18 protein-coding genes are annotated in these 17,979 nt (G+C 69.6%); 8 read left to right on the top strand and 10 right to left on the bottom strand.

What is annotated here, in order from left to right; translation table 11 throughout:
• Position 1: 1 nt before the first annotated feature.
• The 3 genes from ABD378_RS25685 (at position 2) to ABD378_RS25675 (ending at position 3,698) form a co-directional block, all read left to right on the top strand.
• Positions 2–1,522 (top strand): sugar ABC transporter ATP-binding protein, encoded by a 1,521-nt coding sequence (locus ABD378_RS25685; RefSeq protein WP_344524209.1) that lies wholly within the window; start codon positions 2–4, stop codon positions 1,520–1,522.
• A 185-nt stretch (positions 1,523–1,707) separates the two neighbouring features.
• A complete protein-coding gene (locus ABD378_RS25680) occupies positions 1,708–2,673 on the top strand; it encodes an ABC transporter permease (protein WP_344524207.1) in 966 nt (321 codons plus the stop codon).
• A 29-nt stretch (positions 2,674–2,702) separates the two neighbouring features.
• Positions 2,703–3,698 (top strand): ABC transporter permease, encoded by a 996-nt coding sequence (locus tag ABD378_RS25675; protein WP_344524205.1) that lies wholly within the window; start codon positions 2,703–2,705, stop codon positions 3,696–3,698.
• Positions 3,699–3,752: 54 nt separating this feature from the next.
• On the opposite strand, the gene glgC is transcribed toward ABD378_RS25675, so the two are convergent.
• The 4 genes from glgC to ABD378_RS25655 are packed head-to-tail and all read right to left on the bottom strand — an operon-like array spanning position 3,753 to position 7,710.
• Positions 3,753–4,973: a glucose-1-phosphate adenylyltransferase gene (gene glgC, locus ABD378_RS25670; RefSeq protein WP_344524203.1), complete on the bottom strand. Its 1,221-nt coding sequence runs from the start codon at positions 4,971–4,973 to the stop codon at positions 3,753–3,755.
• Positions 4,974–4,995: 22 nt separating this feature from the next.
• Positions 4,996–6,168 (bottom strand): glycogen synthase, encoded by a 1,173-nt coding sequence (gene glgA / locus ABD378_RS25665; protein ID WP_344524201.1) that lies wholly within the window; start codon positions 6,166–6,168, stop codon positions 4,996–4,998.
• A 52-nt stretch (positions 6,169–6,220) separates the two neighbouring features.
• Entirely contained in the window at positions 6,221–6,961 is a 741-nt protein-coding gene (locus ABD378_RS25660) for a (2Fe-2S)-binding protein (protein WP_344524199.1), read from the bottom strand.
• 11 nt (positions 6,962–6,972) lie between these two features.
• Positions 6,973–7,710 carry a class I SAM-dependent methyltransferase gene (locus tag ABD378_RS25655; protein WP_344524197.1) on the bottom strand — a complete coding sequence of 246 codons (738 nt, stop codon included), beginning with the start codon at positions 7,708–7,710 and terminating at the stop codon, positions 6,973–6,975.
• Between the two features lie 423 nt (positions 7,711–8,133).
• Between ABD378_RS25655 and ABD378_RS25650 the strand changes: the two genes are divergently transcribed.
• Complete coding sequence (locus ABD378_RS25650) at positions 8,134–9,141, top strand: DMT family transporter (protein ID WP_344524195.1); 1,008 nt, start codon at positions 8,134–8,136, stop codon at positions 9,139–9,141.
• 124 nt (positions 9,142–9,265) lie between these two features.
• Here ABD378_RS25650 and ABD378_RS25645 read toward each other — a convergent pair whose 3' ends face one another.
• Together ABD378_RS25645 and ABD378_RS25640 are read right to left on the bottom strand one after the other, a co-directional pair.
• Positions 9,266–10,447, bottom strand: coding sequence for a transglycosylase family protein (locus ABD378_RS25645; RefSeq protein WP_344524193.1), 1,182 nt, complete (start codon positions 10,445–10,447; stop codon positions 9,266–9,268).
• 129 nt (positions 10,448–10,576) lie between these two features.
• A complete protein-coding gene (locus ABD378_RS25640; RefSeq protein WP_344524191.1) occupies positions 10,577–11,548 on the bottom strand; it encodes an acetylxylan esterase in 972 nt (323 codons plus the stop codon).
• Between the two features lie 128 nt (positions 11,549–11,676).
• On the opposite strand from ABD378_RS25640, the gene gndA reads away from it, so the two are divergent.
• Positions 11,677–13,119 (top strand): NADP-dependent phosphogluconate dehydrogenase, encoded by a 1,443-nt coding sequence (gene gndA / locus ABD378_RS25635; RefSeq protein WP_344524189.1) that lies wholly within the window; start codon positions 11,677–11,679, stop codon positions 13,117–13,119.
• A gap of 327 nt (positions 13,120–13,446) precedes the next feature.
• Here the strand turns inward: gndA and ABD378_RS25630 are convergent, their stop codons facing one another.
• The 4 genes from ABD378_RS25630 to panD all read right to left on the bottom strand — a co-directional run bounded on the left by ABD378_RS25630 (position 13,447) and on the right by panD (position 15,397).
• Complete coding sequence (locus ABD378_RS25630) at positions 13,447–13,893, bottom strand: nitroreductase family deazaflavin-dependent oxidoreductase (RefSeq protein ID WP_344524187.1); 447 nt, start codon at positions 13,891–13,893, stop codon at positions 13,447–13,449.
• 66 nt (positions 13,894–13,959) lie between these two features.
• Positions 13,960–14,619 (bottom strand): aspartate/glutamate racemase family protein, encoded by a 660-nt coding sequence (locus tag ABD378_RS25625; protein ID WP_344524184.1) that lies wholly within the window; start codon positions 14,617–14,619, stop codon positions 13,960–13,962.
• Positions 14,613–14,960, bottom strand: a complete 348-nt coding sequence (locus tag ABD378_RS25620; RefSeq protein ID WP_344524182.1) for a GNAT family N-acetyltransferase — start codon at positions 14,958–14,960, stop codon at positions 14,613–14,615. Before ABD378_RS25620 ends, ABD378_RS25625 begins: the two co-directional genes overlap by 7 nt.
• A 17-nt stretch (positions 14,961–14,977) precedes the next feature.
• Positions 14,978–15,397, bottom strand: a complete 420-nt coding sequence (gene panD, locus ABD378_RS25615) for an aspartate 1-decarboxylase (protein ID WP_344524178.1) — start codon at positions 15,395–15,397, stop codon at positions 14,978–14,980.
• 452 nt (positions 15,398–15,849) lie between these two features.
• On the opposite strand from panD, the gene ABD378_RS25610 reads away from it, so the two are divergent.
• The 3 genes from ABD378_RS25610 (at position 15,850) to ABD378_RS25600 (ending at position 17,979) form a co-directional block, all read left to right on the top strand.
• On the top strand, positions 15,850–16,368 hold the full coding sequence (locus ABD378_RS25610) for a Pycsar system effector family protein (protein WP_344524176.1): 519 nt from the start codon (positions 15,850–15,852) through the stop codon (positions 16,366–16,368).
• A gap of 57 nt (positions 16,369–16,425) precedes the next feature.
• Complete coding sequence (locus tag ABD378_RS25605) at positions 16,426–17,070, top strand: Crp/Fnr family transcriptional regulator (RefSeq protein WP_344524174.1); 645 nt, start codon at positions 16,426–16,428, stop codon at positions 17,068–17,070.
• A gap of 105 nt (positions 17,071–17,175) precedes the next feature.
• The gene (locus tag ABD378_RS25600; RefSeq protein ID WP_344524172.1) at positions 17,176–17,979 is read left to right on the top strand and encodes a hypothetical protein; all 804 of its coding nucleotides are present in this window, start codon (positions 17,176–17,178) and stop codon (positions 17,977–17,979) included.

Below are 17,979 nucleotides of genomic sequence, written 5' to 3'. Positions count from 1 at the left end.
GATGCCGGACGCCCTCTCGGTGACCCACCTCACCAAGACGTTCCCCGGCGTACGAGCCCTCGACTCGGTCGACTTCACCGCCCGCGCCGGTGAGGTGCACGCCCTGATCGGCGAGAACGGCGCGGGCAAGTCGACCCTGATCAAAGTACTGACGGGCGTATACGCGCCAGACGCCGGCGAACTCACGTACAACAACCGCCAAGTCTCCTTCGCCACCCCGCTCGAGGCCCAGCACGCGGGCATCTCCACCATCTACCAGGAGGTCAACCTCGTCCCCCTGATGAGCGTGGCCCGCAATCTCTTCCTCGGCCGCGAGCCGCGCGGCCGTCTTGGCCTCATCGACTTCCGCCGCATGCACCGCGAGGCGGAAGAGGTCCTCGATCGCCTCGGCATAAGGGTCGACGTACGCCGCCCCCTGCGCGAACTCGGCGTCGGCACCCAACAGATGGTGGCCCTGGCCCGAGCGGTCTCGGTCGACGCGCAGGTCGTCATCATGGACGAGCCGACGTCGTCCCTCGAACCCCGCGAGGTCCAGACCCTGTTCGGCGTCATCCGCATGCTGCGGGACCGCGGCATCGCGGTGATCTACGTCAGCCACCGCCTGGAGGAGCTCTACGAGGTGTGCGACACCGTCACGGTCCTCCGAGACGGCAAACTGGTGCACACGGGCCCGATATCAGAGCTCGACCGACTCCGCCTCGTCTCCCTCATGCTGGGCCGAGAGGTCGGCGAGGTCCGCGAAGAGGGCGTCACCAAGTTCTCGGGAGACCACGCCCCGGACACCCAACCGATACTCCAAGCCCACGACCTGACGATGCGCCACCACCTGCACGGCGTCTCCGTAGAGATCCGCCCCGGCGAGGTGGTGGGCCTGGGCGGCCTGCTCGGCTCGGGCCGCAGCGAGACGGCAAAGGCCATAGCGGGAGCACTGCCGCCGGATTCGGGCCAGGTCGTGATCGCCGGAGCTTCGGTCCGCACCGGCTCACCCCCGGCCGCCATCCGGGCCGGAATCAGCCTCCTCCCCGAGGACCGCAAGGCCGAGGGAATAGTCCCCGGCCTCTCGGTCCGCGAGAACATCGCACTCGCCGCACTCCCCCGCCTCTCCCGCTTCGGCCTGGTGGACGAGACAGCGATCGACACCATCGTCGACACCTTCATGAAACGCCTGCGCATCAAGGCATCGGGCCCCCACCAGAAAGTGGGCGAGCTGTCGGGCGGCAACCAACAAAAGGTCCTCCTGGCCCGCTGGCTGGCGATGAACCCCAAGGTCCTCCTCCTGGACGAGCCAACCCGAGGCATAGACATCGGCGCGAAGGCCGAAGTCCAAAAGCTCATCGACGAGTTGGCCAACGACGGCCTGGCCGTACTCCTCATCTCCTCCGACATGGAGGAACTGATAGAGGGATCCGACCGAGTCATAGTCCTCAAGGACGGCAAGGTGATCGAAGAACTAACTGGCTCCCAGGTCACAGAAGACGCCCTAATCCGAGCGATAGCCACCACCGGGGGCCCAGGTGAGTAACCGATCCCCGAAAAGCACCCGCAGCCGCCATGCAGACCGGAGGGGACGGGCCGGTATGTCCGCCCGGAGCACGGTTCGCGGCACTCCCCAGCCGAAGCACCCAGTCGGCCACCGGACGATAGCGAGGACGGACATACCGGCGCGGCCCCGCCCCACCGACAAGCCAAGGCGCACCCGGAGTACCCATGACTGACCTAGCCCTAGGAGGCAAAGCCCCCGCCGACCGCGACCGCATCCTCCGCTACCTCCAGAACTACGGCGTCTACCTGGGCGTAGCCGTCCTGCTCCTCCTCAACATCGCCCTGACCCCCCACTTCCTCTCCGCCGAGAACTTCCGCACCCAGGCGGTCCAGGTAGCCCCGGTCCTCATCGTCGCCCTCGGCATGGCCCTCGCCATCGGCAGCGAGGGAGTCGACCTCTCCGTCGGCTCGGTCATGGCGCTCTCCACCTCCCTCCTCTCCCTCTACCTCGGCTACGGGACATGGATCGCGCTCATCGTCGCGATCATCGGCGGCGCGGCCATCGGCATCGCGAACGGCTCCCTCATCGCCTTCATCGGCGTCCAACCCATCGTCGCCACCCTGGCGTTGATGGTCGCGGGCCGCGGACTCGCCCTCGTACTCCTCCCCCAGCTCAAGGACGTACGCGACCCGACCATGGCAAGCCTCGGCTCCGGCGCGGTCCTCGGCATCCCCTACCTCGTCCTGATCGCCGCGGCCCTCGCGCTCCTAGTAGCCTTCGTCGTCAGACGCACCACCTTCGGCCGCCAGCTCCTCGCGATCGGCGACAGCCGCCCGGCCGCCCGCCTCGCGGGACTCCCCGTACGCCGCGTCCTGATCCTGGTCTACGTCTGCTCCGGCGCCCTCGCCGCCATCGCGGGCGTCCTGGCAACGGCCCGCCTCACCGCCAGCGACCCGACATCGCTCGGCAACCTGATGGAACTGTCCGCGATCACGGCCGTAGTGGTCGGCGGCACACCGCTCAGCGGAGGACGCGTACGCATCGGCGGCACCGTCGCCGGCGCCGTACTGATCCAGCTGCTCACCGCCACACTCATCAAGCACGATCTGCCGCCCTCCTGGACACAGATCGCCCAGGCCGTAGTGATCATTCTCGCCGTCTACGCGGCACGGGAGAGGGGCAAGCGGTGACCGGCACCGTCCTATCCAAGGCCAAGCCCATGAAGAGACCAGAGGACGAACCAACAGGCCCTGGCCCGACCCGCTCCGAACGCATCAGCGCACTCGCCCAGCAGCACGGCGCCCTGGTCACCCTGGTGGTCGCCGTCATCGCGGCGTCGCTCAGCTTCGACACGTTCCTGACCGGCGACAACCTGGAGAACATGGCGGTCTCCTCCGCGTTCCTCGCGGTCGTGGCGCTCGGCATGACCTTCGTGATCATCACGGGCGGCATCGACCTCTCCGTGGGGTCCCTCTTCGCCCTCGGCGGAGTCCTCGCAGCCTGGGGTTCGCAGTACGGAACAGCGGTGGCACTCCTCCTGCCCCTGGCCGTCTGCGGACTCATCGGCCTCGTCAACGGCCTCCTCATCGCCCGCTCCCGCCTTGCCCCCTTCATCGTGACGCTCGCCGCGATGCTGGGCGCACGCGGCATCCTCCTGTCCATCACCGACGAGGGCTCCAAGACCTACCTGGTCGACAAGGACTCGTTCTTCGCGACACTCGGCCAGGGCAAGCTCCTCGGCGTCGGCGCCCCGGTCTGGATCACCCTCGGCCTCTTCGTCGCCGGCGCCGTCGTCCTGCGCCGCAGCCGCTTCGGCCAGTACGTGTACGCGGTCGGCGGCAACGAGGACGCGGCAGCCCTCATGGGCGCCCCCGTCGCCCGCACCAAGGTCACCGTCTACACCATCTCCGGCCTCTGCGCGGGCCTCGCGGGCGCGCTCAACGCGGCCTGGCTGGTCTCGGGCGTCACCATCCTCGGCTCGGGCATGGAACTGGAGGCGATCTCCGCGGTCGTCATCGGCGGCACGCTGCTGACCGGCGGGTTCGGCTTCATCAGCGGATCACTCGTCGGCGTGCTGCTCCTGAAGGTCATCCAGAACGTCATCAACCAGATCGGCTCACTCGACTCCGCCTACCAACAGGTGGTCAGCGGAGCCTTCTTGGCACTCGTGGTGATCGCACAGACGTGGCTCGGCCGCAGACGCAGGGTCCTGTAGGGAGGCACAGCCACAAAAGGCACAGCCACAAAAGGACCAACCGCAAAGGACCGGCTACATGGGCACCACCTGCCCCTTCCCCAGCGCGATCACACCGCCCTTCGACACCGTGTAGAGCTGTTCGTCCCGCTCGGGGTTGACCCCGATCGTCGCCCCGGGCGGGACGTCCACGTTCTTGTCGAGGACGGCGCCCCGCACCACCGCGCCCCTGCCCACGCGAACGTTGTCGTGCAGCACCGAACCCTGCACGACCGCCCCGTCCTCGATCGTCACACCGGGCGAGAGCACGGAGCGCGTGACCTGCCCCCGGATGACGCAGCCGGGGCTGACGATGGACTCGCTCGCGATGCCTGCCGCGCAGAACTTGGCGGGCGGCAGGCCGCCCGGGTGGGTGTAGATGGGCCAGCGTCTGTTGTCCAGGTTGAAGACCGGCTGGTCGGAGATCAGGTCCATGTGCGCTTCGTAGTACGCGTCGAGCGAGCCGACGTCACGCCAGTAGCCGTGGTCGCGCGCGGTCTCCCCCGGCACGTGGTTGTCGTCGAAGTCGTACAGCTGGGCCAGGCCACGCTCGGTGAGCATCGGCAGGATCGAACCGCCCATGTCGTGCACGGAGTTGTCGTCCTCTGCGTCCTGCTGGATCGCGTCGATGAGGGTCTTCGTGGTGAAGACATAGTTGCCCATGGAGGCGAACACCTCGTGCGGCGATCCTGGCAGGCCCGGCGGGTCGGTGGGCTTCTCCAGGAAGCGGTCGACGCGCCTGCCGTCCCGCGCGGGCGTGATGATGCCGAAGGACGCCGCGTCCGCGCGCGGCACCCGGATCCCGGCGACCGTCACCCCGGCGCCGCTCTCGAAGTGCTGGTTGAGCATCTGCCGGGGGTCCATGCGGTAGACGTGGTCGGCGCCGAACACCGCGATGTAGTCGGGCTGTTCGTCGTGGACGAGGTTGAGGGACTGCAGGATCGCGTCCGCGCTGCCCAAGTACCAGCGCGGGCCCAGACGTTGCTGTGCCGGGACCGGGGTGACGTAGTTGCCGAGGAGGCTGGACATCCGCCAGGTGGTGGTGACGTGCCGGTCCAGGGAGTGCGACTTGTACTGGGTCAGTACGCAGATCCGCAGGATGTCGCCGTTGACGAGGTTGGAGAGCACGAAGTCGACGAGGCGGTACGTGCCGCCGAACGTGACCGCTGGTTTGGCCCGGTCGGCCGTGAGGGGCATAAGCCGCTTGCCCTCACCGCCCGCCAGGACGATTCCGAGCACCGAAGGTCCACCGCGCATCGCGCCGCCCCCTTAACTGGGATCACTTGGACTCGAGCAACTCCGCGTACACGTCGGTCGTGCGTCGCGCGACCGCGTCCCAGCCGAACTCCCTGACGGCGCGGTCGCGTCCGGCGGCGCCCATGCGGCTCGCGGCGCGCGGATCGGCGACCAGTTCGTTCAGGGCCTGCGCGAGCCGCGCCTCGAAGGCCGCCGGCTCCTTCTCCTCGTACGGGACGAGGAGCCCCGTGCTTCCGTGGGCGACGACTTCGGGGATGCCGCCGACGTTTGATGCCACGACCGGGGTGCCGCAGGCCATCGCCTCCAGGTTCACGATGCCGAGCGGCTCGTACACGGAAGGGCAGACGAACACCTGGGCGTGTGTGAGGAGTTGGACGACCTGCGGGCGCGGCAGCATCTCCGGGATCCAGTGCACTCCCCCGCGGGCGTCGCTCAGTTCCTCGAAGAGGGTGCGGAACTCGGCGTCGATCTGCGGGGTGTCGGGGGCTCCGGCGCAGAGGACGAGCTGGGTGGCGGGGTCCAACTCTTTTGCGGCACGCAGGAGATGGGGCACGCCCTTCTGCCGGGTGATGCGTCCGACGAACAGGACGTAGGGCCGCTCGGGGTCGATTCCATGGTGTTCGAGGACGTCCGTGCCGTGGTCGGGGCGGTAGAGGCCGGTGTCGATGCCGTTGTGGACGACGTGCACCTTCGCCGGGTCGATGGCGGGGTAGCAGCTGAGGATGTCGGCGCGCATGCCGTGCGAGACGGCGATCACGGCGTCCGCGGCCTCGACGGCGGTGCGCTCGGCCCAGCCGGAGAGGGCGTACCCGCCGCCCAGTTGCTCGGCCTTCCAGGGGCGCAGGGGCTCCAGGGAGTGGGAGGTCATGACGTGCGGGATGCCGTGCAGGAGTTTACCGAAGTGGCCCGCGAGGTTGGCGTACCAGGTGTGGGAGTGGACGAGGTCGCATCCCGTGAGAGCGGCCGCCATGGACAGGTCCACGGAGAACGTGCGCAGGGCGTCGTTGGCGCCGTCGAGTGCGTCCCAGGCCTGATGGCGCAGCAGTCCATCGGCGGCTGCGGCCCCCGGGTCTCCCCAGCAGTGCACGTCGACGTCGACCAGGGCCCCTAACTCCCGTGCGAGAAACTCGACATGGACTCCGGCCCCGCCATAGACGTCGGGCGGATACTCCCGGGTGAGCAGTCCCACTCGCACGCAGAACCCCCCGTCCGTCCGCCCCAGCCGTCGGTCGTTCGCCCCCTCATGGTCACCCAGAAGCGCCCGGTGGGGAAGAGCCTGGCACCGACCTCTGGGGCGGCCGGTCGAAGCAACAGTCGCCGCACAGACCGCCGCCCGGGCAGCGGTAGTAGAGGCAGCAGCTGCGGCGGCGGAACGCGGTGCCGCGCAGGGTTCCGGTGGAGCGCAGGTCGGGGTGGTCGAAGAGTTCGGCGGCAAGGGCAAGGGCGCGCTCCCCCACGTCGGTACGTCCCGTGCGGCGCGCCCAGGTGTCCAGTTCGCGGGCCGCCCCGGCGAGCGCGGAGCCCGCGTTGCCCCACAGCAGCGGTGCGGAGATCCGGTACCGCGTGCGCAAGGCGTCGGCCAGGGGTGCCAGATGGCCGTCCTGTACGACGCCGCGGATGCTCGCCGCGTCGCCGGGGCGGGTCGCCATGTCCGTCAGCCACAGGTCGTCGGGCGAGCTGCCGTCCGCGTCCCAGTGCAGCAGCGCCGGGTCGAGGTCCGGCACCTCGCCGTGCAGCGCGGCCGAGCCGAGCGCCACGGACCACAGCCGAGCCGCGAGCCCCAACTGCGCCACGGAGACGGCGATGCGCGCGTCGGGTGCCCCGAGCCGGGCGGCGACCTTGTCGACGCGGAACGCGAGGGGCCCGCCGTCCCCCGCGTACACCCGTGCCAGGGGCGCCACTTGGGCGCCGACCGGCGGCGCCCCCGTGCGCAGGGCGAAGAATCCGCCGACGGAGCCGACTTCTGTCAGGTCGAGAGGGGCTTTCACGAGAGCAGAGCCTAGGCGTCCCGGCGGAACAGCGCCGTCCACAGGAAGGACTCGCCGAAGCACGCGGAGTCGGCGGGCTCGTCGCGCATCCGCCGCAGTTCGACCTCGGTGAGGTCGGAGAAGATCCAGCGCAGGGACCGGGGCGTGTAGGCGAGGCCGCCCTGGAGTCCGGACGCGCGGTAGAAGTCGGCGTCGGGCAGCTCGGAGCCCGAGCCCCCCTCTCCGGCGGCGAAGCTGGTGAGGGCGAGGTGGCCGCCGGGGGCCAGGGCGCGGTCGAGCAGGGAGAGGTAGCTGACGCGGCGGTGGGGCGGCAGGTGGTGGAAGCAGCCCGAGTCGTGGATCAGGTCGTACGGGCCGCCCAGTTCGGCCGCCGTGAGCGCGAAGGCGTCACCGCGGTGGAACCGGATGTCCGCCCCGGCCTCGCGGGCCCGCACCTCGGCCCAGTCGACGGCCGCCGGGGAGAGGTCGACGGCGTCCACCTGAAACCCCTGGGAGGCCAGATACAGGGCGTTACGCCCGGGTCCACAGCCCAGATCGAGGGCACGGCCCGGAGTGAGCAGGCCCCGGTCGACGTACGAGGCGAGGTTCTCGTCCGGTTTGGCCACGAAGAACGGCACCGGCCGTGAGCGGTCGGTGTAGAAGCCGTCCCACCAGCCCGCCGCGTCGGCGGTCCAGCGGTCGGCTTCTGGCGCGAACAGGCCGTCCATGAGCTTCAGTACGTCGTCGACACTGCGTATGTTCCGGTGCATCCGGACCCCTTTCCACGGAGGTCAAGAATACGGTCGGTAACCATAAAAGCCCAGGTCAGACGGCATGGGCGTAAGTCCACAGGCGGGCTTTCGCGGCAGTGGGAGCACACTGGAGGGGCAGCGCCCCCGAAAAGGTGCGCAGGCGCGCCCACACCACGCCCAGTGGCCTGGACGGGTGCGTTCCCGAGGGCACTCACACAAGAATTTCCGAGATTCTGGATGATCCACCGAACCGGTACGTAACCCACCCGGGGGAGGACATCTGCCGGGTCGTACTCCATCGGCAGTAGGACCCAATGCGTGCTGAGGTACGACGACGTGGAGCGAAATCCGCGAGATCGTAGTGACTATGGAAGCCGACCGTTCGCCGCGCCGGACGCCCCGGGCCCACCAGGGGGCGCATCGCAAGCCGTGGAGCACCTCATGAGTGCCCTCACGGTCGCCGTGCTGCTCTCCCTCGTCTCCGCCGTGGCGTACGCGGGCGGGGCCATTCTGCAGGAGCGCGTCGCCGTCAGCACGCCGGAGCGACGGTACGCCCCGCTGCGCCGCGGCGTCTGGTGGATCGCCATCGCGCTGAACAGCCTGGGTGCGCTGCTGCACGTGGTGGCGCTCGCGTACGGGCCGCTGAGCCTGGTGCAGCCCCTGGGCGCCCTGACCATCGTCTTCGCCCTGCCGATGGCCGCCCTCTTCGTGGGCCGCAAGGCGGGTGCCACCGCGTGGCGCGGCGCGATCATGGCGACCGTGGGCCTCGCCGGTCTGCTCTCGTTGACGCAGGCGGCGGACGCACAGTCCTTGGACGACGGCGAGCGGGTCATGGTGGCGCTGGTGAGCGCGGGCGCCGTGGTGATGCTCATGGTCGCGGCGCACGCGGTGCACCGTCATCCGGTGGTGCGCAGCGTGCTGCTCGCCGGCGCGGCGGGCGTCGCCTTCGGCATCGCCTCGGTGTTCACCAAGACGGTTGCGGTGGACTGGGAGGCGAACGAGCCCCTGACGCATCAGGTGCCGAGCCTCGCCGTGATCGCGGTCCTGGCGTCGGTCGGCGTGCTGATCTCGCAGGCCTCGTACCGCGGCGCGGGCCTCGCGGCGCCGCTGTCGACGGTGACGGTCGTGAATCCGGTGGTGGCCGCTGCCGTGGGCCTCACGCTCTTCGGCGAATCGTTCCGCTACGGCTCCGCGGGCACGGCAGTCGCCCTGGGCTTCGGTGTCGTCGCGGCGGGCGGTCTGATCCTGCTGACCACGGAGCGGATCGGCGCGGCGCAGGGCGTTGCGACGCCGACCGTTCCGGTGGCCAAGGGCGGCCCTGTGGCGGCGGACACCGCGGCTCCCGGGGCGCGGGCGGACGAGCTGCCCGCGGTGCCGTCCCAGCCCGTGCCGGTTCCGCACCGGCGGGTGCTGTTCCGCCACCACGGCCGCGAACGCATCGGCTCCTGAAGCTCGCTCGCCGAGGCCCTCTCTCTGGGCTCTCTGAGGCGCTCTGAGCCCCTCTGAAGGCAGCCGAGGCCCGCACGTCGAGAAGCCCCTGGGGAATCCCCAGGGGCTTCGGTCGTTCAAGGCCTCAGATCCGCACGCCCCCAGCCCGCAGATACGCGAGCGGATCGACGTCGGAGCCGAACCCGGGCCCCGTCCGCACCTCGAAGTGCAGATGCGGGTCCGTGCTGTTGCCCGTGGACCCCGAGCGTGCGATGCGCTGCCCCGCGCCCACCTTCTGCCCGGCCTTCACGGTGAGCGCCGAGAGGTGGCCGTACTGGGAGTACTTGCCGTCGGCGTGCCGGATCACCACTTCGTAGCCGTACGAGCCGCCCCAGCCGGACGACACGACCGTGCCCGCGGCGACGGACTTCACGGAGGTGCCGGTGGCCACCGGGAAGTCGACTCCCGTGTGGTAGCCCTTCGACCAGGATCCGCCCGCCGCGCGGTAGGGAGTGCTGGGCGATGCGGCCACGGGTGCGGAGAAGCCCTGCGATGCCTGGGCGGGCTTCGCCTGCTTGGGCTCGGCCTTCGGCTTCGGCTTCGCCTCGGCCCGCTGCTTCGGCTCCGTTCGCGGCTTCGGTGCGGCCTCGGGCTTCCCGGAGTTCTTCTGCGAGGCCTGCAGAGCCAGCCGCTGGCCCGGCGTGATCAGGTCGGGGTCGCCGCCGATCGCCTTGCGGTTGGCCTCGTACAACTGCCGCCAGCCGCCGCTGACCCGGCGCTCCTCGGCGATCCCGGAGAGGGTGTCACCGCGGACGACCGTGTACATCTGGCCGCGGCCCGCGGTGGACTGCGGGGTCACTTCCGGCTTGACGTCCTTGACCTCGCGCTGAGGGGCCTTGGGCGCCGCCTTCTTGGGCGCGCTCATCGGCGTGATGTCGGGCGCGTCACCGCCCCGCGTCAGGCCCGCCCGATCCGAGCAGACCGGCCAGGCCTGCGGGCCCTGCGCCTTGAGGACCTTCTCGGCGACGGCTATCTGCTGGTGCTTGGTGGCGCGGTCGGCGCGCGGGGCGTAGGCCGTGCCGCCGTACGCCTCCCAGGTGGACTGCTTGAACTGGAGGCCGCCGTAGTAGCCGTTGCCGGTGTTGATGCTCCAGTTGTTGGTGGACTCGCAGGCCGCCACCTTGTTCCAGGTGTCGACGTCGGCCGCCTCCGCCGTGCCGGTGCCGATCAGTGGCAGCGCCATCCCGGCGCCGCCCGCCGTGACGGTCAGCGACGCACGGTTGATCCGGTTCGGCTGATACCGGCGGTGCCGACCGCGTACGGCCATGAGAGCCCCCTCAGTCACACACATCACAGTCACGTCAGAACAGTCACGTCGGACACACGACAAGGCGGCAAGTTAGCCGGTCCGACCGAACCGTGACAAGGGTGCGTGACCGAGCGGGCGCCCGACCGGTCAGCCCTTCAAGTACTCCGGGAGCCACCGGAGTTGGACACCCTGCTGGTAGGGGCCACCACCCTCGTGATCGTTGAAGGAGTACACCTCCATCGAACGCTCCGCCCCCGCGTAGGAGTTGTGGGCCGCGAAGACGGTGGACGGCGGGCACGTCATGTCCTCGAGAGCCGCCGAGAAGAGCGCGGGCGCCGTGCCCCGCGCCGCGAAGTGCACGCCGTCGAAGTAGGAGAGCGTACGGAAGACGCGCTCCTCGGAGCCGCGCTTCGCCTTCATGTAGAGCGCGACCTCGCGGTACGGATGGCGGTCGGTGAGGGTCGTGGCGCGCGGGAAGTCGCACAGGAACGGCACGTCGGACGCGATGGCCGCGAGGTCGTGGACGAGTCCGCCGACGGCGAGCGTGATCCCGCCGCCCTGGCTGCCGCCGACCGCGGCGACGCGCGAGGAGTCCACCAGCGGATGCGCGCGGGCCGCCTCGACGGCGCGCACACCGTCGGTGAAGACGCGCCGGTAGTAGTACTCGTGGGGGTCCTCGATGCCGCGCGTCATATAGCCGGGGTAGGCGGGGCCGCTGCCGACCGGGTCGGGCGTGTCGCCCGCCGAACCGCCGCTGCCCTGTCCCCGGGTGTCCATCACGAAGTGCGCGAAGCCGGCCGCCGACCACAGCAGGTGCTCGTGCGGCAGACCGCGGCCGCCGCCGTACCCGATGTACTGGACGACGGCGGGCAGCGGCTCGGTCGTCCCGGCGGGCAATATCAGCCAGCCCTTGACGGGGTGGCCGCCGAAACCGGCGAACGTCACGTCGAAGACGTCGACCGTGCTCAGGTGCGTGTCGAACGGAACGAAGCGCGCGTCCAGGTCGTGCTCGCGTGCGGCCGAAAGGGTCTTCTCCCAGAAGGCGTCGAAATCCTCGGGCTCGGCCGCTTCGGGCCGGTAGCGGCGCAGTTCGTCGAGCGGCATGTCGAAATGGGGCACGGGCGGCTCCTCCGTCGGACACAGTGTCGGAATGTCACGCTACGCCGCGGGGCAATACTGGCGAACACCACCGGCACTTCTTCACCGGCACTTCTCCACCGGCACTTCCACTTTCCAGGAGCCACGGCATGAGCAGCACGTCAGCCCAGATCGGTGTCACGGGCCTCGCGGTCATGGGGCGCAATCTGGCCCGCAACTTCGCACGCAACGGCTACACCGTCGCCCTGCACAACCGCACGGCGGCCAAGACCCGGGCCTTGGTCGAGGAGTTCGGCGACGAGGGCGAGTTCATCGCCACCGAGACCGCCAAGGACTTCGTCGCGGCCCTCGAGCGCCCGCGCCGCCTCGTCATCATGGTGAAGGCGGGCGAGCCCACGGACGCCGTCATCAAGGAGTTCGCCCCGCTCATGGAGCCGGGCGACATGATCATCGATGGTGGCAACGCGCACTTCGCGGACACCCGGCGCCGCGAGCGTGAACTGCGCGAGCAGGACATCCACTTCGTCGGCACCGGCGTCTCGGGCGGCGAGGAGGGCGCGCTGCTCGGCCCGAGCATCATGCCGGGCGGCTCCCCGGAGTCGTACGCCTCGCTCGGCCCGATGCTGGAGAAGATCTCGGCGAAGGCCGAGGACGGCGCCCCGTGCGTCACCCACGTCGGCCCGGACGGCGCGGGTCACTTCGTGAAGATGGTGCACAACGGCATCGAGTACGCGGACATGCAACTGATCGCCGAGGCGTATCAGCTCCTTCGCGACGTGGCGGGCTACTCCCCCGCGCAGATCGCGGACATCTTCCGCACCTGGAACACCGGCCGCCTCGACTCCTACCTGATCGAGATCACGGCGGAGGTCCTGAAGCACGTGGACGCCGCGACGGGCAAGCCGTTCGTGGACGTGGTCCAGGACCAGGCCGAGCAGAAGGGCACCGGCCGCTGGACCGTGCAGATCGCCCTCGACCTGGGCGTTCCGGTGTCGGGCATCGCGGAGGCGGTGTTCGCCCGCTCACTGTCGGGCCACACCGAACTGCGGGCGGCGTCGAAGGACTTGGCGGGTCCGACGGCGCGTCCGCTGGGCGAGGCCGAGGCAGGAGCGTTCGCCGACCAGGTCGAGCAGGCCCTTTACGCCTCGAAGATCGTCTCGTACACGCAGGGCTTCCACGAGGTGGCCGCGGGCAGCGAGGAGTACGGCTGGGACATCGACCTGGGCGCGGTCGCAGCCATCTGGCGCGGCGGCTGCATCATCCGCGCCGCCTTCCTGGACCGCATCCGCGCCGCGTACGACACGCGCGCGGATCTGCCGAGCCTGCTCTCGGACAAGACGTTCGCGCAGGAGATCGGTGCGGCCCAGGACGACTGGCGCGCGGTCCTTGTGGCGGCCACCCGGCAGGGTGTTCCCACGCCGGGCTTCTCCGCGGCGCTCGCGTACTACGACGCGCTGCGCGCGGACCGCCTGCCGGCCGCGCTCACACAGGGGCAGCGGGACTTCTTCGGGGCGCACACCTATCGGCGTACGGACCGCGAAGGGTCGTTCCACACTCTGTGGGGCGCGGACCGCTCGGAAGTGCAGGCCTAGGGCCCGTCGGCCTCCCCCGCCGTCAGACCGGTTTCGGTTCCGTCTCGGGCTCCGGTCCGGGCGGCGGGAGCGGGGTCGGCGGCGGACCCGGCGTGGGCCGCGGGTCGGGGCGCGGCACCGGGTTCGGCCCCGGCAGGGGCCGTTCCGGGTCCGGGACCGGGCTCGGTCCGTTCGGGTCCGGGATCGGAGGGGGCGGCACGGGGTCGGGGTATGGATTCGGCTGGGTCATGGTGCTCCTCCAGCTTGGTCTGGGGTCGGTCGTGACCACTCTCTCCCGGCTCGCGTGCCCACGCCTGCCGAGTTGACGCCTCCCCGTGCCGTCCGACCTCAGTCCTTGGTGCGGCTGAGCCGCACGACGGGGATGTCGCGATCCGTCTTGGCCTGATAGTCCGCGTAGGGGGCGAACAGCTCGACAAGGCCCGGCCAGACCCTCGCCTTGTCCTCGGCCGACAGGGTCTCGGCCCGGGCGGCGAACCGCTCCTCGGTGCCCACGCGGAGCCGCACGTCGGGGTCCGCGACGAGGTTGCGGTACCACAGGGGGTGCTCGTCGGCGCCGCCGTTGGACGCCACGATGAGGTAGTCGTCGCCGTCGCGGCCGTAGATCAGTACGGTGCGGCGCAACTGCCCCGTGCGCTGTCCGCGGTAGTCGAGCAGCAGGCAGGGGACACCCTGCACCGTGGTGCCCTTCTTGCCGCCTGACTCCTCGTAGACGCGGGCCTGCTTGGCCACCCAGCCGGTGGGACTGATCACGGCCTCTTCGTCCTGCTGCGCCATGTCCGCTCCTGTGAAGTCGAAGGGGTTACACGGGAGGTGATCGGTCACTCAACTCCCGCGCCCAGCCTACGACTTGAAATCGGCACAACATCGAATAACGGCCGCACGCAGGCCGGGGCGCGGGCTGGAGACGACCGGCACGGGGAGGGTGGCGCGGTCCGCCGCCTCCGCCATGGACGCCTGGGCGAGGACGACGGAGTCGACGCCTTCCAGGGCGTCGACGGCATCCGCGATCAAGCGTACGTGGCCTTCCCGGTCACCGGCCTCGAACCGCTCCCAGGCGCCGTCCACCAGGACCGTCGTGACGTCGACCGGCCGCCCGGCGCGGGCGGCCTCCTCCTCGACCAGGGCGCGGGTCGGCCCCAGGGTGCTCTCCAGGGTGGCGACCACGGCCACGGACCGCCCCGCGGCCACGGCGGCGGCCGCCATGGGCCGGTCGACCCGCACGAGGGGGACGCCGACGGCCGCGGCGCGGGCCTCGGTGACGGCGCCGATCGTCGAGCAGGTGCAGAGCACGACGCTCGCCCCCTCGGCGACAGCCCGCACAAGGAGCTCCTGGATGTCGTCGGCCACCGCGTCAGGACCCTCGGCCCTGGCCCGCGCGAGCAGGTCCTCGTGGACGAGGTGCCGCAGGGCGAACCCCGGATGGTCCTGGTCCCGCAGCGCCTCGAAGACGGGGACGTGCACGGGCGAGGTGTGCAGCAGGGCGAGCGTCGCGGTCACCATGCGGCCGGGTCCGACTTCACCTTGTCCAGGGCGGCGCTGACCAGCTCTCCCGAGGCGACGGGCGCCTCGTCCGGGTGCCGCTCGGCCCACTTCACGACGTACGGACACAGCGGCGCGACGGCGACACCTTCCCGCGCCGCCATCGCGTACAGCTCCCTGGCAAGGGATCCCGCGATGCCCTCGCCCTCGTGCGCGGGCACCACTTCGGTGTGCACGGGCACCAGGGCGGACTCGGGCGCGTCCAGCGTGAAGTAGACGATCTGGCCGACGACTTCACCGCCCGCACGCGCCTCGATGGTGCCGCGCGCCCGGTCGTCGCGGATCTCGATCCCACTGCTCATCGGCTCTCCTGGAGGTCTCACACGGCCTGCGGGCTGCGCTCCATGCCGTCGGCGCCCGGCACCGGCGCGGCCGCGTCGTCACCCAGGGCCACGATGCGATTGTCCGCGCCGTCGACGTGCACGACCTTGGGCCGCAGGGTGCGTGCCTCGGCGTCGTCGACCTGGGCGTAGCTGATGATGATCACCCTATCGCCGGGGTGCACGAGGTGCGCGGCCGCGCCGTTGATCCCGATGACGCCGCTGCCGCGTTCGCCCTCGATGGTGTACGTCTCCAGACGGGCGCCATTGGTGATGTCGACGATGTGCACGAGTTCACCCGGCAGCAGGTCGGCGGCGTCCAGGAGGTCGGCGTCGATGGTGACGGAACCGACGTAGTGCAGGTCCGCCTGGGTGACGGTGGCACGGTGAATCTTGGACTTGAAGAGAGTACGCAGCACTTTGGACTCCTGTATGACGGCTCCCTGCCAGCTTTCTGCAGGTCAAGGGCGGTTTCAACCCTACATCGACACGCTTCGAAGTCGATGTTTGTGAGGAACATCGCTTGTCATTGGCGACAGGGCTCCTGCCTGGGCTTCGGCGCCAACCAAGCTGTTGTGGCACCACCGACCAGACGCCCGTTCGGACAGCCTCTCAGGATGTTCGGGAACTGATGCTGACCAGATGCTGACTTACCTGACGATGTACCAGGTACGCGCTACGTGGAGCATGGAACCACTATTCGCATCGACGTAGAAGTCGTTCAACGCGCCCGGCAGCCCGGGCTGCATCCGCTCCCGGCTCCCGACTGTGACCGATCGATCACGACCGCTGCCACCTGGTGGGCAGTTGCGTTCCGGCCGCCTGCCCAGACTGCTACTCCAAGCCGCAAGGCAACGAAAAGGAGAAGGCAGTGGAAGCATCCGAGCCGCAGAAGGTCCCACTGCACGTCTCAACAACAACCGATGTGCCCCCGAGTGGCGAAGACAGGATGTTCGTCGAGGTACAGCGTGCGGATACGAAAGCAACTGCACTGAGTGGAGTAACCGGTGCCCTACTTGCGATCACGGCGGGGACGGCACTGTCCACACCGGTGAACTCGTCGCGCATGCTCAGCGCGGCTGTGGCGCTGGTGGGCGCCCTGCTCGGGGCAGCCCTGGTATCGGCACTGATGGCCCTGCGCCCCATCTTCCCGAAGGACGACGGGCTCGTTTGGCGTGAGGAGTTCGTCGGCGGACGTAGCGCAAGCAGGCACTCGTCGGCACACGTCCCGCGACGCCCGGCGAACTGCAACGAGTTACCGGAACGTGAGGCCGCTTTGACCACCCTCGCGCGCCGTAAGTTCCGGGCGATCAAGGTGGCCGTCGATCTCACCGTGGTGGCAATCAGTGTGGCTGGATTGGTCCTGTTGCTCACCTTCCTCGCGTCCTGAGAATCTCACCCTCTATGGGTTGGTCCCTACGTTTGGGGGGATATGTATCAGTCGCACATGGCAGTGATCGGCGAGAGCCTGTGGTCGCAGTTGCGTGCCCTCGCCCCCATGCGGGTGCGCCCGGCCCGCAGCGTCCTCCTGCGGCAGGGGGATCCTGGTACCCATGTGGTCTTGCTGGCTTCGGGGTCGACCCTCGTGACGCTGACGGGGCCGAATGGGGAACGGGCCTTGCTCGCGATACGCGGCCCTGGTGAGCTGCTCGGCGAACTGGCCGTCCTGGATGCGCAGCCCCGCTCGGCATCTGTGATCGCCGCGGAATCCTGCCACGTGCACCTCATTCCAGCTCCCGATTTCCTTTCATTCGTCGAGAGCAACGGCCTACTCAACCCGTTGCTACGCCACGCGATCGCGCGGGTCAGGGAGTCCGAGGCCGTCAGGCTCGAACTCGCCACCGCGTGTGTTCCGGTACGCCTGGCCGGTGCCCTTCGCCGGCTCGTGGATGCAGCTGCGCCGAATCAGCCAGCGGTCAGCGTCCGACTGACTCAGGAAGAGCTCTCCCAGATGATCGGTGCGTCCCGCAACGCCGTCGGTACGGCGATCAAGCCGTGGCGGGAAGAGGGTTGGCTGGAAACGGAGCCGGGCGGCGGACTACTGATCCACGACATCACATCGATCACGGCCCACGCCCGCAGCACGATGTGACGGGCCGCACCCAGGCGGTGCCCAGTAGTGGGCACCAGAGCGTGGCCGGGCCGATCAGCATGGGGCACTCGATTCCTCCGTCGTGACCGAAAGGTCGGTGACAGCGTGCCCCTTGCCTCGCCTTCGTCCGTCGACGTGCCACCGGAGCAGGCACTCCTGGCCGTGGATATGCAGGGCTACAGCCAGATTCCGGAAGCGAAGATGGCGCCCGTCCGTTCAGATCTGGATGACGTCCTCACCAATGTGCTGGCCCACGTTGGACTACAGGATCCACGAGACCGGCCCGGTGCATTCAAGGACACCGGAGATGGAGCCATCTTCGTCATGCCGGCCAAGGACATCGCACGGCTGGTCGACCCGCTGCTGGAACACCTGCACACAGCGCTCGTCCGGTACGACCGTGAGCGGCTCGCCAACGCACCAGCGATCCGACTTCGTGCCGCTGTGCACGTCGGCCCACTCGCCCTGCCCGACCATCGTGGCGATGCCATCAACGAGGTGTGCCGACTGCTCGACAGCCAGGTCGTGCGCGCGGGCCTCACCGTGGCCTGGGAACACCGAGGCGGCTTTCTGGCCACCGTTGTCTCAGAGGCGGCGTTCCGGCGGACCGTCCGCGCGGGACGCACGCCGGACCTCGACGAGGAACACTTTCTCCGCGCCACGGCGCGGGTGCACGGCAAGACATTCGAGGAGCCGTGCTGGCTGTTCGTACCCCAGATGCCCCCGCAAGCCCTCGCCCCCCTTATCAGCCCGGAGTCCCTCGGAGGCGGGGGTGGAACAACCGCGCCGACGTCTTCGGCCAGTCCGAGCAACCCGGCTGGCGCCGTCTTCCAGTTCAACGGCGAAATGACCGACACCACCGTGATCAACAAGGTCGGAACGATGCGCATCGACCGGCGCCGGATCTGA

Origin of the sequence: Streptomyces rectiviolaceus (assembly GCF_039533825.1) — a bacterium.
GTDB classification, from domain to species: Bacteria; Actinomycetota; Actinomycetes; order Streptomycetales; family Streptomycetaceae; genus Streptomyces; species Streptomyces rectiviolaceus.
The sequence above is the reverse complement of the archived record's forward strand: the minus strand, read 5'-3'. Positions and strand labels throughout refer to the sequence as shown.

What these genes read in the sequence shown, in the direction of transcription:
- ABD378_RS25655 (WP_344524197.1), bottom strand. Translation starts at nt 7,710, where the DNA reads ATGCACCGGAACATACGCAGTGTCGACGACGTACTGAAGCTCATGGAC.
- ABD378_RS25620 (WP_344524182.1), bottom strand. Translation starts at nt 14,960, where the DNA reads ATGAGCAGTGGGATCGAGATCCGCGACGACCGGGCGCGCGGCACCATC.
- ABD378_RS25685 (WP_344524209.1), top strand. Translation starts at nt 2, where the DNA reads ATGCCGGACGCCCTCTCGGTGACCCACCTCACCAAGACGTTCCCCGGC.
- gndA (WP_344524189.1), top strand. Translation starts at nt 11,677, where the DNA reads ATGAGCAGCACGTCAGCCCAGATCGGTGTCACGGGCCTCGCGGTCATG.
- ABD378_RS25630 (WP_344524187.1), bottom strand. Translation starts at nt 13,893, where the DNA reads ATGGCGCAGCAGGACGAAGAGGCCGTGATCAGTCCCACCGGCTGGGTG.
- ABD378_RS25675 (WP_344524205.1), top strand. Translation starts at nt 2,703, where the DNA reads ATGAAGAGACCAGAGGACGAACCAACAGGCCCTGGCCCGACCCGCTCC.
- ABD378_RS25680 (WP_344524207.1), top strand. Translation starts at nt 1,708, where the DNA reads ATGACTGACCTAGCCCTAGGAGGCAAAGCCCCCGCCGACCGCGACCGC.
- ABD378_RS25650 (WP_344524195.1), top strand. Translation starts at nt 8,134, where the DNA reads ATGAGTGCCCTCACGGTCGCCGTGCTGCTCTCCCTCGTCTCCGCCGTG.
- ABD378_RS25605 (WP_344524174.1), top strand. Translation starts at nt 16,426, where the DNA reads ATGGCAGTGATCGGCGAGAGCCTGTGGTCGCAGTTGCGTGCCCTCGCC.
- ABD378_RS25625 (WP_344524184.1), bottom strand. Translation starts at nt 14,619, where the DNA reads ATGGTGACCGCGACGCTCGCCCTGCTGCACACCTCGCCCGTGCACGTC.
- ABD378_RS25645 (WP_344524193.1), bottom strand. Translation starts at nt 10,447, where the DNA reads ATGGCCGTACGCGGTCGGCACCGCCGGTATCAGCCGAACCGGATCAAC.
- glgC (WP_344524203.1), bottom strand. Translation starts at nt 4,973, where the DNA reads ATGCGCGGTGGACCTTCGGTGCTCGGAATCGTCCTGGCGGGCGGTGAG.